Origin of the sequence: Enterococcus sp. 10F3_DIV0382 (assembly GCF_002140245.1) — a bacterium.
Classification (GTDB): domain Bacteria; phylum Bacillota; class Bacilli; order Lactobacillales; family Enterococcaceae; genus Enterococcus_B; species Enterococcus_B lactis.
The window spans coordinates 1092964-1105902 of the sequence record NZ_NGMF01000001.1 but is presented as its reverse complement, the minus strand read 5'-3'; the positions used below and the strand labels follow the sequence as shown (position 1 = coordinate 1105902).

The following is a 12939-nucleotide window of genomic DNA, read 5'->3' as shown; positions in this document are numbered from 1 at the left end:
CGTCAAATAACAGAAAGAAGGTGAGACAAATTCTTTAAAAAAGAATTTGTCTCACCAATCCTGCTGTCAGAAACTAGTTTGCATCTTTTCCGTGACAGTTCTTATATTTTTTCCCGCTTCCACAAGGACAAGGATCATTTCTACCAACCTTGTTCACATGGATTGGTTGTTTTTTCGCGCTAGTATTACTGTTTTCTTTGGCATCTCCATCTTCTGAGTGAGAAGCTGTTCCTTGAGAAACTTGCTCACGTTGTACATTTTGACGGATCTCAGCTTTCATGAAGATACGAGTGACTTCATATTCAATGGCACCTACCATATCTTCGAACATCTTATAACCTTCTGTTTGGTATTCGACTAATGGATTGTTTTGACCATAGGCACGCAAGCCGATTGACTGACGTAATTGGTCCATTGCATCGATATGATCTGTCCATTTAGAGTCCACGACACGTAAGATCACGACTTTTTCAAATTCAAGCAGTTGCTCTGGTCCGTTCAATTGAGCTGCTTTGGTATTGAATACTTCTTGTGCTCGTTCGTTTAGATATTCTTTGATTTCTTGAGAGGTTTTTCCTTCGATATCTGTAAGGGAAATACTGTCTTCATGGACAAGCGTGCTGCCAGCAAAATCGACGATACTTTCCAAATTCCAATTTTCTTTTTCTAATTGCGTATGCGCATCTACCACACGACTGATTGTCCGTTTGACCATATTCATCAGTGGTTTAGATAAGCTTTTTTCTTCCATGATCACTTCTTGACGCTGTTTATAGATTACTTCACGTTGCTCACGCATCACGTCATCGTATTGCAAGACGTTCTTACGTGTGTCGTAGTTGTTTCCTTCTACGCGTTTTTGTGCAGCTTCTACTTGTTTCGTCAGCATCTTGCTTTGGATCACAGCATCTTCGTCACCGATCTTCATTCGATCTAAGAAAGCTTTGATTCGTTCTGAACCGAATCGTTTCATCAAATCATCTTCTAAAGACAAGTAGAATTGTGACATACCAGGGTCTCCTTGACGTCCTGCACGTCCTCGAAGCTGGTTATCGATACGACGAGATTCATGTCGTTCTGTCCCGATAACTGCTAGGCCACCAAGTTCTCTTACGCCAAGCCCTAGTTTGATATCTGTTCCCCGACCAGCCATGTTGGTAGCAATCGTCACTGCACCTTTTTGACCCGCATTCATGATGATTTCTGCTTCTTTAAAGTGATTTTTCGCATTCAGTACTTCATGAGGAATACGTTCTTGATTCAGCATATCTGATAATAACTCAGATGTTTCAACTGCAACAGTTCCGACTAAGACAGGCTGTCCTTTGCGGTAGCGATCTTTGATATCTTGTACGACAGCATGGAACTTGCTTTGTAATGTTGGGTAAAGCAAATCTGGTCGATCGTCACGGATGACCGGACGGTTTGTCGGAATCTGGTATACTTGAATATTATAAATCTCTCTGAACTCTTCTTCTTCTGTCTTAGCTGTACCAGTCATCCCCGCAAGTTTCTTGTACATACGGAAATAGTTCTGGAAAGTGATCGTCGCCATCGTTTTCGTTTCGTCTTCGATCTCTACGCCTTCTTTAGCTTCGATCGCTTGATGAAGACCATCTGAATAACGGCGTCCATCCATGATCCGACCCGTAAATTGGTCAACAATCAATACTTTTCCATCTTGAACAACATAATCAATGTCTAAAAGCATGATGTAGTTGGCTCTCAATGCTTGATCCAAGTGATGGGTCAATGCAGTATTTTCAATGTCATATAAGTTGTCCAAACCGAATGTTTCTTCAGCTTTTTCGATCCCTGCTTCAGTTAAACTGATTGTTTTTGATTGTATATCGATTTTGTAATCTTCTTCTTCTTTCAAACGTTTCACGAAGTTGTCTGCTCTTGTATATAAAGCTGTTGATTTTTCTGCTTGCCCTGAAATGATCAGCGGCGTTCTCGCTTCATCAATCAAGATCGAGTCAACTTCATCGACAATGGCATAATTCAGCGGACGTTGTACCATTTGATGACGGTAAACGACCATGTTGTCTCTCAAATAGTCAAATCCTAATTCATTATTCGTGCTATAAGTGATATCGCAATTATAAGCCTCGCGTTTTTCATCCGAAGATTTTGAGTTGATATTCAACCCAACTGTCAATCCTAAGAAATTATAAAGCTCGCCCATTTCCGTCGAGTCACGGGTTGCTAAATATTCATTGACGGTAACTACGTGGACCCCTTCGCCAGTCAACGCATTCAGATACACCGGCATCGTTGCGGTCAAGGTTTTACCTTCACCAGTACGCATTTCAGGGATATTCCCATCGTGAAGCACGATCCCACCCATCAATTGTACGTGGTATGGATATAACCCCAATACACGTTTTGCTGCTTCCCGAACGACTGCAAAAGCTTCCGGAAGTAATTGATCTAATGTTTCTCCTTTTTGGTATCTGCTCTTGAATTCAGCAGTTTTTGCTTGTAATTGTTCATCAGTTAATGCTGCCATTTGGTCAGCGTATGATTCAACTTTTTTTGCAATGCTATCTAAACGTTTTAGTTCTTTCTTATCATTTTCGATAAGTGAACGAATCAAATTGGCCATGCGTTGTGTAATCTCCTTTTCCTTCTGTGTATTATCCAGACTATGTAGACTCTACTTTTTATTTTATCATTAGTTATAGATAATTGAAATATCTTAATCGTATTAAAGTAAGAACTTCATAATTTATTCATATTTTAACTAAAAAAGAGACGAACTCAAAAAAACTTGCGGCAGCTATTGACAGCTGCTGCAAGTTTTTGATGTTATTTAAGTATGGATGATCAGTCTGTTTCGATCAATCCGTATTTTCCATCTTTTCGGCGGTAAACGATACTTGTACCATTTGTTTCTGCATCTTCAAAAATAAAGAAGTTATGTCCCAGCATGTTCATTTGTAAGACTGCTTCTTCACTGTCCATTGGTTTCAATGAAAGGCGTTTTGTACGTACGATATCTAATTCAGAATCGTTTTCGTTTTCTTCCTCTCCATTGAATAAAACAGCAGCATCTGCAGTATTCATGCCCGTTTCACGGGATTTACGATTGATTTTTGTTTTGAATTTGCGGATTTGGCGTTCCAATTTGTCAACAACCAAATCGATACTTGCGTATAGATCTGGAGAAGTTTCTTCGGCACGTAATACAAGATAAGGTAATGGGATCGTTACTTCCACTTTTGCTGTTTTTTCTGTATAAACTTTTAAGTTCACATGCGCCGTAGCATCGGGTGCGTCACTGAAATAGCGTTCTAGTTTGCCTACTTTTTTCTCAACGTAGTCGCGAATCGCTTCAGTTACTTCGATATTTTCGCCGCGTACATTATATCTAAACATAAAAATTACCCCTTTCGTCTACCACAATCAAGAAGGAGAAGGACCACTCTTTCCCTCTTCTTAATTCTATTATATCGAACTCTAAGTTATTTGCAAATTAAATCGCTATCAAATTTCCACATCTGATTCATCTTGCCAAAGAAATGGTTCGGATGATTTTTGGCTGTGCGGTCTGCAAGCAATCTGCTGCATGAAAAAGTGTCTGACCTGTTGTATAGACATCGTCAATAATCAATATTTTTTTATGTTGTATCTTAGAAATAGGTACAGCAAGCTCAAAAGGCTGAGGCATCTCCAATCTTTCCTTTCGCGTGTTTTTTGCTTGAGCAAGCAGATGTTGCTCTCTTTTGAGCAGCATCTGAAAAGGAATTTTTGCTGCTTTCAACATCTCGCTTACTTGATTGAATCCTCTTTCTAGCCACCTTTTTTCAGATAAAGGTATTGGACAATAAATATATGCCGGGTAATCTTTTTTTATCTGAGTCCATTTATATGCAAAAGTCCCTGCTAATCGGATGTCTCCCATAAACTTGTACCGATTGATCCAAGCCTGCATTTTTTCATCGTACGTAAAAAAGGCGCGGTGTTGAAAATCATATGCAGGATATTTCTTCTTCCATTCTTGACAGTCGTTGCAGAAAACGAAACTAGTCTTTGCTTTCTTTTTCGTCTCCTCGTATGTCAAATGGATTGGTTTTTGACAACCTGCACAACCTTTTGCTTCCAAAAAATGGAATTGTGCGCGGCAAACTGAACAGGTCTGAGGAAGTCTATATTTCGACACACCGATGATCTCGCTGAATGTTAAATTTTGGATGATGTCTTTACTGCAGCAACTACATCTCACAGCATCTTCTTCCCTTCTTCGTTCATTTCTTTGATTTCCTGACAGGCTTTTCGAATAGCTGAAGTTTTTTCTTCATAGAAAAAATAGACCCGACTGTTCGTATAAGGACCTTTACGATCAGCTCTTCCTGCGATTTGCACCAAAGAGGATTTAGTAAAAACTGGATGATCTGCTCCTAAAACGATGACAGAGATTCTTTCAAATGTGACTCCTCGTTCTAGGATCATCGTGGTTAACAGTATCTCGTATGTTGCTTCTCGCATTTTCTGAACTTTCTTTGCCCGTTGATCGTCTTGTGAAGAAACATCTGTTATCTCATATTCTGGAAAAGCTTCTTGCAGTGTGACTTTTAAACGATGCATCATCGTAATACTTGGACAAAATAAAAGGATATGGTTTTCTTTGATTAGTTGCTGAATGATCCGCACCAAAGAGTTGATTTTCTTTTTGTTCCCACATTTTTGTCGCCAATTATTCATGAAAACAAGTACGGGTTCAGGAAGCAAGCGCCGATGAAAGCGCAAGGCAAGTTTGTGGATCTCAAATGTCTGCTTGATTTCCTTTAGTAACTTTTCATCAGGCGTGGCGCTTAAGTAGATGAATCGACCGTCTGATTTGATTGCTGTTTGCACAGCGTGAGCTAGCCCAGCATCCCCGCTATAAGGAAAAGCATCAATCTCATCAATTACTAATAAGTCAAAGGATCGATAAAAACGATATAGTTGATGAATCGTACAGATAACAAAAGAACTAAAGGTATAAGCTGTTGATGTATTCCCATGGAGCAACATGATTGTTTCTTCTGGAAAAACAGGACGATAACGTAAAAACAATTCATTACAAACGTCGATTCGCGGTGTACAAATGGCTACTCTTCCTCCAGCTTTTAACGTTTTCACTAAAATCGGATAAAGCATTTCTGTTTTTCCTGCACCTGTTACTGCCCAAATAAGATGGTGTCTTTTTTCTGAATGATAAAGTATCCTATCTGCGATTTCCGTTTGTTTTTCAGTAAGCTGTCCTGTCCAAGAAAAGACGACTTCTCGAGATTCTGCTTTTGGCTGATCAAATAAATATAACTCTTGTTGACTGTCGCATCGCCCTAAAGACAGGCAATGTATGCAAAAATAGCCATAGTCTGCAAGCTGTCCCTCAAAGAAAGGCGTTTTCACTCCACAACGATGACAAAGAATCCTGTTACCTAAACGTTCTACAGCTGCGATCTTCTTATAATTTGGTAAGTTTCCCTCCTCACAATCCATTGCTTCAATCTCTCTCGTAAGAAGCCTTCTGCCCCAAAAATGATTCATATCATTCGCCCTAAAAAAATATACGAAAAAACAAGCAATCTTTTTTTGATTGCTTGTTTGATAGTTCTATATAATCTATTTATTCACCAATCAATGTAATTGCTTGGTCTAATACTTTTTCGCCATTCATCATTCCATAATCAGCCATATTGATGACGTCTAAAGGAATGCCTTTTGGTTCCAGACGTTTTTCAAAATCAGCTTTCATAAAGCGAACTTGAGGTCCTAATAACAGTACATCTACATCTTTATTTGCAAGATTATTATCTGCATCAGAAGCTGACACAGCGAAAATATCAGAATCGATTCCTTTTGCTTCCGCAGCTTTTTGCATTTTTGTTACTAGCAAACTTGTGCTCATACCAGCCGAACATACAAGCATGATTGTTTTTTTAGCCATACTTTTCTCTCCTTTTTAAAACAGACTACGCAAACGTTTTCTTAGCGTTTGTTACTCTATTATATAAAAAGAAAGAAATTTGTCAACGTTTTCTAAACACGGTTTATTTAATCAAATAGCCAGCTAGATTTCACTAATTTATTGAATACGACATATTCTTTATCCAAATTGATGACCACTACTTCATAGCCTGCATTTAACCAGCCGTAGGCACCCTTTTCTGGATGTCTATAGTCATTTGCCCACCAATCTGTACTTTCCCTGGCTGTTTTGGGAAGTCCGTTACTGGGAAACAACAGTTCATCAAATTGGGTAAAGGTTAATGTTACTTGGGAGCCGCCGTTGTTCTTCAAATAATGCGTAATTGCATCATACTTTTTCATTCGTTCCTTCATCCCCGGATCCACCTGCCTTTGTCTTTATTATCGCATACTACAGTAATTGCGCAACCGTTATAGTGTTGAAACAACCTAGAACTTTCTTTATACTGAATAAAGCAACCGAAAAAAAGAGGTGACAAGATGATCGAACGTTATCGTACAATCAAAGAAAATGGACAAAGTGAGATTGAAATCAAGAAATCACGCTTTATCTGTTCTCTTAAACGAATAGAATCAGAAGAAGAAGCGAAAAACTTCATCCAAGAAATCAAAAAAGAACATTGGAAAGCAAACCATAACTGCAGCGCCTTCGTCATTGGCGAAAAAAATGAGATCCAACGTAGTAGCGATGATGGCGAACCAAGTGGAACGGCGGGCGTACCGATGTTGGAAGTCCTCAAAAAAAATCAACTGATCAATGTAGCTGCAGTAGTCACTCGATATTTTGGAGGAACGAAACTCGGCACGGGCGGATTGATACGTGCATATACTCATGCGGTCTCTCAAGCATTGTCCGACATTGGAATCGTAGAAGGTACCTTGCAACAGGAGATCTCCGTAGTGATCACGTATCCGCAACTAGGAAAATTACAAAATTATCTTGAACTACAGCATTTTTTCATAAAAGAAATCCAATACACTGATCAAGTCATCGTCATCTGTGCAGTGGATGAAAAAAATGCTGACAGCTTTAAAGAATCCATCATTGAGCTGCTGAACGGACAAGTCCAATTTGAAGAAGGTCCTGTTTCTTATCACGAGCAACTGATAACTGATCATAGATAAAAACAGGTGATTCTGATTCTCTTTTTTTCGAATAAGGAATCAGGGATCACCTGTTTTTTATTTTTCCAAATAAAACTCAAAACGATTTCCTACATATTGCGTACGCACATACTCAAATGGCGTACCATCTTCAAAATAGGAAATCTGACGCAAACGAAGAACTGCATCTCCTCGTTTCACCTCTAAATAGTCTGCGATTTTCTCAGAAGCCAATACAGCAGTAATCGTTTGATTCGCTGGACCGATTTTTTTCCCGCCTTTTTCTTCTAATGTGCGATACAGCGATTCAGTAATCTCTGCTTTGCTGTAGCCATCGATCAGCTTTTGCGGAACACTGGCTACTTCAAAACAAATAGGGACATCGTCTGCAAAACGAATACGCTCCATTCGCAAGATCGTGTCATCTTTACTCAAGTTTAGTTTTTCCATTTCACTTGAGCTTGGCGAAGTCAAAAAGTAAGAGATTGTTCGACTAGAAGGTACTCTATTTTGCGATTCCATGATTTCTGTAAAACTTGTCGCGCCAGACATCTTTTCTTGTACTTTTTCTCGCGCAACATATGTACCCGAACCGATCTTTCTTTCTAAGATTCCTTCATCTGCCAAGTTTTGAATTGCTTGTCTCAACGTCATACGGCTGACATTGAATTTCACTGCTAATTCTCTTTCTGAAGGAAGACGGTCTCCGACTTTCCATATACCTTGTTCGATTTCATTTTTTAATTGGTCATGAATCTGTATATATACAGGTAATTGATTCGACATAACGTACACCCGTCCTTTCGTTTCTTCTATTATAACTGGTATATACCTGATTCACAACTGAAAAAGATAAAGGATTCTATCCATAAACAGATGATGTAGGTACAAATCCTTCTTCCCATTCCTATTAATAGAATTCATTTTCTAGATATGTCCTATTGAGAAAATAACAAAAGACCCTATAATCGCTGAAAATGCCGATTTATGGATCTTTTGTTATTATTAGCGGTTTTTAGCCATCCATTTTTTGGTATGATTCGTTGGGCGTTTTGATTTTACATGGACTGCTTTTTCACCTTTTTTAGGAATGTTCACTTCGATATCGTATTTTTCTGATTTGACCAAGTCATATAACTTTTCAGCTGCTTCGTCTACTTTTTCTTTCCACTTCATTTTGATCCCTCCAATTTTTTTGTTAACTTAACTCTATCTTAATTTGACAGAATCTTCAAGGAACAAGGTAGCAAAGCAAAAAAAGAGCTCTCGAACTTACGAGAGCCTACGGTTGTGCTATACTGGGGTAGCTGGATTCGAACCAACGCATGAGGGAGTCAAAGTCCCTTGCCTTACCGCTTGGCTATACCCCAATGAAATGGAGGAGAGTGGATTCGAACCACTGAACCCTAAGGAACGGATTTACAGTCCGTCGCGTTTAGCCACTTCGCTACTCCTCCGAAAGGTTTGTATCAACCTGACTTAGTTATAATACCTAATTTTCCAGATTTTTGCAACCCTTTATTGAAAGTTTTTTTGATATTTTTTTATTCGTGCAGATTCCAGTGACGAATCACTGTTTCTATCGCGTTTTCAAGACTTTTTTCTTTTCCAAAATCTTCTTCACCAAAGAAAATTTCATATTCTTTTGGTCCATAGGCTAAAATTTCACCAATCATTTTTTTTCCTATAAATAACTGAGTGACTTCATAATTCTTACCTTTGATATCTTTTTTTACTTCTTCGATACGTACTTCAATATCTTTATTTTTTTTTGACATCATTTTCACCTCTCAGACATTTTATCATATTGCAGCCAATAAAACATTCCTTAGGCAAAAATCTCTTGTCCATTTCATCTTCTTTTATGCAAGAAGTGACTTCTCTAAAGCTTTTAATTCTCCCCTTGACCTATAGCGATATAGTTGGCCGCTGCGCCTACAAGGTTAGCATCGTTTCTGTATTCACACAATAGGATCTGTGGCTCGAAATCATGCAGGTCGAATTGATCTGTCAACTTCTTCATTCTACTTTGGATCTCATCGATGAGCCCATCCTTTGCAGAAACGCCACCGCCTAATACGATAACTTCCGGATCGAATGAAAATTGGATACTGAATAAACCTTTTGCAAGGTACGTATAAAAACTCTCAACTTCTTCTTTTGCTATTTCATCCCCAGTTTCTGCTAATTCAAAGACGTCTTTTCCGGTATAAGTATTCTTATCGACTCCTTTGCGTTCACAATACCGCCAAGCCATCTGTACGGCTGTACCAAGTTTACTAAATGTCTGATCGCCCTCTAAGAACATCAAACCGAACTCTCCACCATAAAGATGTGCACCTTTATTGATTTGGCCTTTCGTGAACATCGCCCCACCAATCCCAGTTCCTACCACGACAAAAGCAACATCTTGATAATCACGAGCAGCTCCTTCATAAAACTCAGCCATTCCGGCACAGTTGGCGTCATTTTCAATCGTTACCGGAAGTTGAAACAAAGTTTCCAAATCTCTAAAAATATTAAAGCCATGGATATAAGGGATCGCACTGATTCCCTCAATTACCTGTTTCTCATTATTCACTACTCCAGGTGAGCTGATCCCAATTCCTTCAATCTCAAAAGAAAGACACATGTCTTTATAGACTTGTAATAATTGCGCTTTCATTTCTTCCCAAGATTCGGGCGTTGCAAATTGGCCCTTGCCTTTGACATCTTTACTATCCCAACATCCATATTTGACAGCCGACCCGCCAAAATCAAAAACTAATATCCCCATAAACATATTCTCCTTTTTGCTTGCTAAAGCTATTGTAATGTATATGTTTAGTATTTGAAAGCATTTTCTCGGATCACAAGTCTATTCGTTAAAGCTGGTTTTGTGTAAGTGAATTGCTAAAATCACTTGATCTCGCAATTGTTCTCCGTTCTCAAAAATCGGTTTAGAATAATGATGGATAAAATAGTCTTTGACTCGACCAATCTCCACATAGCCCATTTTTTGATAGAGATGTAACGCAGCACTGCTAGTACTGCCGGTTCGTATGATGATCTGAGTTTGACTGGAAGCGAGCTGTGAAAGCTCCTGAAAAGCTGTCTCAAGGAGTTTCCCACCAATCCCTTTTCCTTGATGCGAAGGTTCTACAGCTACGTTAACGATTTCGAATTCTTTTTCCCTTACTATATAGATCAGTATACCTATTGTTTTTTCTTTTTCTTTCCATATCCAGCCGTTCCCCTTTGAAACATATACCTGAACTTTTTCTTTATCAGGATCTGCATCTAATAACAAGGACCATGGTAAATCTATCTTATTGAGTTCTTCGATCATTTTTGACCTCCATATATGTAGTCATGAAGTCGTTGCTTTGATAGTCACTCTCTCTTTTCTTTATTGCCCAGTACTACCCGTATTTTTCACAACCTTTTTTGACGGTGTTCCAAATCCAGCACTTCGACAATAACTCACAATTTTGCAAAATATGGGAAGCTATTTTCCAAATTATTTCTTTATTGCTCAGTGCTACCCGTATTTTTCACAACCTTTTCATAATCTGGTTCTTTTTTATCTTTCTTATTTCTCGTTAATTGAAAGGTCAAAGGTACATAATCAATACCGCCTTTGACAAAGGGATGACAGCGTAAGATCCGAGCCGTTCCCATTACCGTCCCTTTTAGCGCACCATGAGTTTGAATTGCTTTTATCATATAATTAGAACAGGTTGGATAATAGCGGCAACTAGGAGGAAATGCAGGCGAAATAAAGCGCTGATATCCTCTAACTAAATAAATCAATATCTTCTTCATCAACTAGATTCCTTCTTTTCTTTTACTAAAAAAAGGGATCGCGACTAAAGTCAACGTTCCCTTCTGTTTTCTTTTATCCTATGCTGCTTCATGGCTCATTTCCTATCGACTAGAACCACCGTAATTAATTATCAATGAAAAAAGTCTCGAATATGAATCCACAAGCTTGGTTGAAATACTTTAAATGGATTGCCACCACCGATGACACCATATCCAATCATCGTTCCGGCTACAAAAAGAAGGATAAGTAATAAGATCACCACTAAAATCTTTATCAGAGTTAATAAGATATATCGTTGGTTACTCATTCAGCCACTTCCTTATGCAATCGTTTGTGCTGTTTTTTCAGCAGGAGTTTGATCCATGTCTACACGTTCAACATCTGCACCTAATTTTTGTAGTTTGATATGGAAGTTATAATAGCCACGATCTAGATAATTCAAGTTACGGACACGTGTGATTCCATTTGCTTTCAAGCCAGCTAAAACTAATGCTGCTGCTGCACGCAAGTCTGTTGCATACACTTCCGCACCTTGCAATTCATGGTTTCCATCCATGATTGCTACATTTCCATCGATTTTGACGTGGGCGTTCATACGGCGCATTTCTTCTAAATGTTGGAACCGATTTTCAAAAACTGTTTCAGTTACTACGCTTGTACCTTCTGCCACTAATTGGATGGCTGTCATTTGAGCTTGCATATCTGTAGGGAAACCAGGATGAGGCATCGTTTTTACATCTGTAGGTAAGATATGTTTTGGTCCGATGACACGGATTCCGCCTTCTTCTTCAATGATTTCTGCACCCATTTCGATCAATTTAGAAATCAATGGGCGGTTATGTTCAGAGATAGCATCAGCAATCAGTACATTGCCTTCTGTCATTGCAGCAGCGACCATAAAGGTACCAGCTTCGATACGATCTTGTACGATTGAATGGTTGACTGCATGTAAATGATCAACGCCTTCGATACGCATTGTTTCAGTACCCGCTCCATAGACATGAGCACCCATTTTATTTAAAATATTTGCTAAATCAACGATTTCTGGTTCGCGAGCTACGTTTTCAATGATGGTTGTTCCTTTTGCTTTTACGGCAGCCATCATGATATTTTGAGTAGCACCTACACTAGGAAAATCTAAATAAATCGTGTTACCGATCAATTCATCTGCAATTGCTTCAATATAGCCGTTTTTTTGAATAATTTTTGCTCCTAAAGCTTGAAATCCTTTTAAATGTAAATCGATTGGGCGTTTACCAATCGCACATCCACCAGGCATAGCCACTTTTGCATGTCCATTTCTAGCAAGTAGCGGTCCCATCACAACGATTGAAGCACGCATTTGACTAACATATTCATAAGGCGCTTCGATCTCTAATTGTCTTGAAGCGTCGATTGTTACTTGATTCTTTTGTTCATCAAAATCTACATCTACATTTAAGTGACGAATCACTTGATTCATAGTGAAGACATCAGAAAGAATCGGAACGTTGTCTAATGTCGTAATACCTTCTTCTGCTAACAAACTGGCAGCTAAAATAGGCAATACAGCATTTTTAGCTCCTTCAATTCTTACTGTTCCATTTAATTGATTGCCACCTCTTACGATGATCTCTTCCATGTTGTTGTTCCCTCCAAAAAATTCCAATGAGCATACACTTACTCAAAATCTTTTCTATTATAACACCCTTGCTTTTAAAATAGTACCTTTTTTTAAAATTTACAGGCTAACGAAAAGATTTCGGCATAAAGCGATAACTTCTAAGAAAAAATTACTTGCAGTGTACCCTAAAAAGATTGAAAAAAGTACGATTGCCATTCTAATTTGCGTATTATGCATTGGTCTAAAAAAAGTCTCAATGCGTAACGAACGTAAAGACCAGAAGGCTAAGTAGATAAACGCCAAATGACTCACGATTCGAAGTATCGCATCAATTCCGTATACTTGCATAATGACGTCCTTTCTAACAGTTGTTTTTATAATAACTAATAAAATGATAATACCATAAAATGTATAAAAGGAAAAACAAGTATACTTAAAAATAGAGGAA

The 12939-nt window shown here is 38.5% G+C and carries 16 protein-coding genes and 2 tRNA genes; 1 reads left to right on the top strand and 17 read right to left on the bottom strand.

Features of this window, described 5'->3' with window-relative positions; genetic code table 11:
- Positions 1 to 73: 73 nt before the first annotated feature.
- The 6 genes from secA to A5849_RS05540 form a co-directional block, all read right to left on the bottom strand.
- Positions 74 to 2608, bottom strand: coding sequence for a preprotein translocase subunit SecA (gene secA, locus A5849_RS05565; protein ID WP_002308589.1), 2535 nt, complete (start codon positions 2606 to 2608; stop codon positions 74 to 76).
- 221 nt (positions 2609 to 2829) lie between these two features.
- Positions 2830 to 3381 (bottom strand): ribosome hibernation-promoting factor, HPF/YfiA family, encoded by a 552-nt coding sequence (gene hpf, locus A5849_RS05560; protein WP_002292771.1) that lies wholly within the window; start codon positions 3379 to 3381, stop codon positions 2830 to 2832.
- 127 nt (positions 3382 to 3508) lie between these two features.
- Positions 3509 to 4228 (bottom strand): ComF family protein, encoded by a 720-nt coding sequence (locus tag A5849_RS05555; RefSeq protein WP_086309983.1) that lies wholly within the window; start codon positions 4226 to 4228, stop codon positions 3509 to 3511.
- Positions 4225 to 5538, bottom strand: coding sequence for a DEAD/DEAH box helicase family protein (locus tag A5849_RS05550; protein ID WP_002308586.1), 1314 nt, complete (start codon positions 5536 to 5538; stop codon positions 4225 to 4227). The genes A5849_RS05555 and A5849_RS05550 overlap by 4 nt, the downstream gene beginning before the upstream one ends.
- Before the next feature lie 79 nt (positions 5539 to 5617).
- Entirely contained in the window at positions 5618 to 5938 is a 321-nt protein-coding gene (locus tag A5849_RS05545) for a PTS sugar transporter subunit IIB (RefSeq protein ID WP_002292778.1), read from the bottom strand.
- Positions 5939 to 6045: 107 nt separating this feature from the next.
- Positions 6046 to 6333, bottom strand: a complete 288-nt coding sequence (locus A5849_RS05540) for a hypothetical protein (protein ID WP_002292779.1) — start codon at positions 6331 to 6333, stop codon at positions 6046 to 6048.
- A gap of 126 nt (positions 6334 to 6459) precedes the next feature.
- Here A5849_RS05540 and A5849_RS05535 point away from each other — a divergent pair, with 126 nt between their 5' ends.
- Entirely contained in the window at positions 6460 to 7104 is a 645-nt protein-coding gene (locus A5849_RS05535) for a YigZ family protein (protein ID WP_002308585.1), read from the top strand.
- A 57-nt stretch (positions 7105 to 7161) separates the two neighbouring features.
- On the opposite strand, the gene A5849_RS05530 is transcribed toward A5849_RS05535, so the two are convergent.
- The 11 genes from A5849_RS05530 to A5849_RS05480 form a co-directional block, all read right to left on the bottom strand.
- A complete protein-coding gene (locus A5849_RS05530; RefSeq protein ID WP_002292782.1) occupies positions 7162 to 7869 on the bottom strand; it encodes a GntR family transcriptional regulator in 708 nt (235 codons plus the stop codon).
- A gap of 219 nt (positions 7870 to 8088) precedes the next feature.
- On the bottom strand, positions 8089 to 8259 hold the full coding sequence (locus A5849_RS14895; RefSeq protein ID WP_002292784.1) for a hypothetical protein: 171 nt from the start codon (positions 8257 to 8259) through the stop codon (positions 8089 to 8091).
- 122 nt (positions 8260 to 8381) lie between these two features.
- Positions 8382 to 8453, bottom strand: a tRNA-Gln gene (locus A5849_RS05520).
- Between the two features lie 6 nt (positions 8454 to 8459).
- A tRNA-Tyr gene (locus tag A5849_RS05515) sits at positions 8460 to 8540 on the bottom strand.
- 87 nt (positions 8541 to 8627) lie between these two features.
- Positions 8628 to 8864: a DUF2969 domain-containing protein gene (locus tag A5849_RS05510; RefSeq protein WP_002316425.1), complete on the bottom strand. Its 237-nt coding sequence runs from the start codon at positions 8862 to 8864 to the stop codon at positions 8628 to 8630.
- Between the two features lie 110 nt (positions 8865 to 8974).
- On the bottom strand, positions 8975 to 9859 hold the full coding sequence (locus tag A5849_RS05505; protein WP_002308583.1) for an ROK family protein: 885 nt from the start codon (positions 9857 to 9859) through the stop codon (positions 8975 to 8977).
- A gap of 81 nt (positions 9860 to 9940) precedes the next feature.
- Positions 9941 to 10411, bottom strand: a complete 471-nt coding sequence (locus A5849_RS05500; RefSeq protein WP_002308582.1) for an N-acetyltransferase — start codon at positions 10409 to 10411, stop codon at positions 9941 to 9943.
- Positions 10412 to 10590: 179 nt separating this feature from the next.
- Positions 10591 to 10887 (bottom strand): membrane protein insertion efficiency factor YidD, encoded by a 297-nt coding sequence (gene yidD / locus A5849_RS05495; RefSeq protein ID WP_002308581.1) that lies wholly within the window; start codon positions 10885 to 10887, stop codon positions 10591 to 10593.
- Positions 10888 to 11018: 131 nt separating this feature from the next.
- On the bottom strand, positions 11019 to 11195 hold the full coding sequence (locus A5849_RS05490) for a DNA-directed RNA polymerase subunit beta (protein ID WP_002292789.1): 177 nt from the start codon (positions 11193 to 11195) through the stop codon (positions 11019 to 11021).
- Between the two features lie 12 nt (positions 11196 to 11207).
- Complete coding sequence (murA, locus tag A5849_RS05485) at positions 11208 to 12509, bottom strand: UDP-N-acetylglucosamine 1-carboxyvinyltransferase (RefSeq protein ID WP_002308580.1); 1302 nt, start codon at positions 12507 to 12509, stop codon at positions 11208 to 11210.
- Positions 12510 to 12608: 99 nt separating this feature from the next.
- Positions 12609 to 12839 carry a DUF1146 family protein gene (locus A5849_RS05480; RefSeq protein WP_002300479.1) on the bottom strand — a complete coding sequence of 77 codons (231 nt, stop codon included), beginning with the start codon at positions 12837 to 12839 and terminating at the stop codon, positions 12609 to 12611.
- Positions 12840 to 12939: the final 100 nt, after the last annotated feature.

Coding starts and splice junctions, on each gene's coding strand:
- hpf (WP_002292771.1), bottom strand. CDS start 3,381: ATGTTTAGATATAATGTACGCGGCGAAAATATCGAAGTAACTGAAGCG.
- secA (WP_002308589.1), bottom strand. CDS start 2,608: ATGGCCAATTTGATTCGTTCACTTATCGAAAATGATAAGAAAGAACTA.
- A5849_RS05535 (WP_002308585.1), top strand. CDS start 6,460: ATGATCGAACGTTATCGTACAATCAAAGAAAATGGACAAAGTGAGATT.
- A5849_RS05540 (WP_002292779.1), bottom strand. CDS start 6,333: ATGAAGGAACGAATGAAAAAGTATGATGCAATTACGCATTATTTGAAG.
- A5849_RS05490 (WP_002292789.1), bottom strand. CDS start 11,195: ATGAGTAACCAACGATATATCTTATTAACTCTGATAAAGATTTTAGTG.
- A5849_RS05545 (WP_002292778.1), bottom strand. CDS start 5,938: ATGGCTAAAAAAACAATCATGCTTGTATGTTCGGCTGGTATGAGCACA.
- murA (WP_002308580.1), bottom strand. CDS start 12,509: ATGGAAGAGATCATCGTAAGAGGTGGCAATCAATTAAATGGAACAGTA.
- A5849_RS05500 (WP_002308582.1), bottom strand. CDS start 10,411: ATGATCGAAGAACTCAATAAGATAGATTTACCATGGTCCTTGTTATTA.
- A5849_RS05505 (WP_002308583.1), bottom strand. CDS start 9,859: ATGGGGATATTAGTTTTTGATTTTGGCGGGTCGGCTGTCAAATATGGA.
- A5849_RS05510 (WP_002316425.1), bottom strand. CDS start 8,864: ATGATGTCAAAAAAAAATAAAGATATTGAAGTACGTATCGAAGAAGTA.
- A5849_RS05480 (WP_002300479.1), bottom strand. CDS start 12,839: ATGCAAGTATACGGAATTGATGCGATACTTCGAATCGTGAGTCATTTG.
- A5849_RS05550 (WP_002308586.1), bottom strand. CDS start 5,538: ATGAATCATTTTTGGGGCAGAAGGCTTCTTACGAGAGAGATTGAAGCA.
- A5849_RS05530 (WP_002292782.1), bottom strand. CDS start 7,869: ATGTCGAATCAATTACCTGTATATATACAGATTCATGACCAATTAAAA.
- yidD (WP_002308581.1), bottom strand. CDS start 10,887: ATGAAGAAGATATTGATTTATTTAGTTAGAGGATATCAGCGCTTTATT.
- A5849_RS14895 (WP_002292784.1), bottom strand. CDS start 8,259: ATGAAGTGGAAAGAAAAAGTAGACGAAGCAGCTGAAAAGTTATATGAC.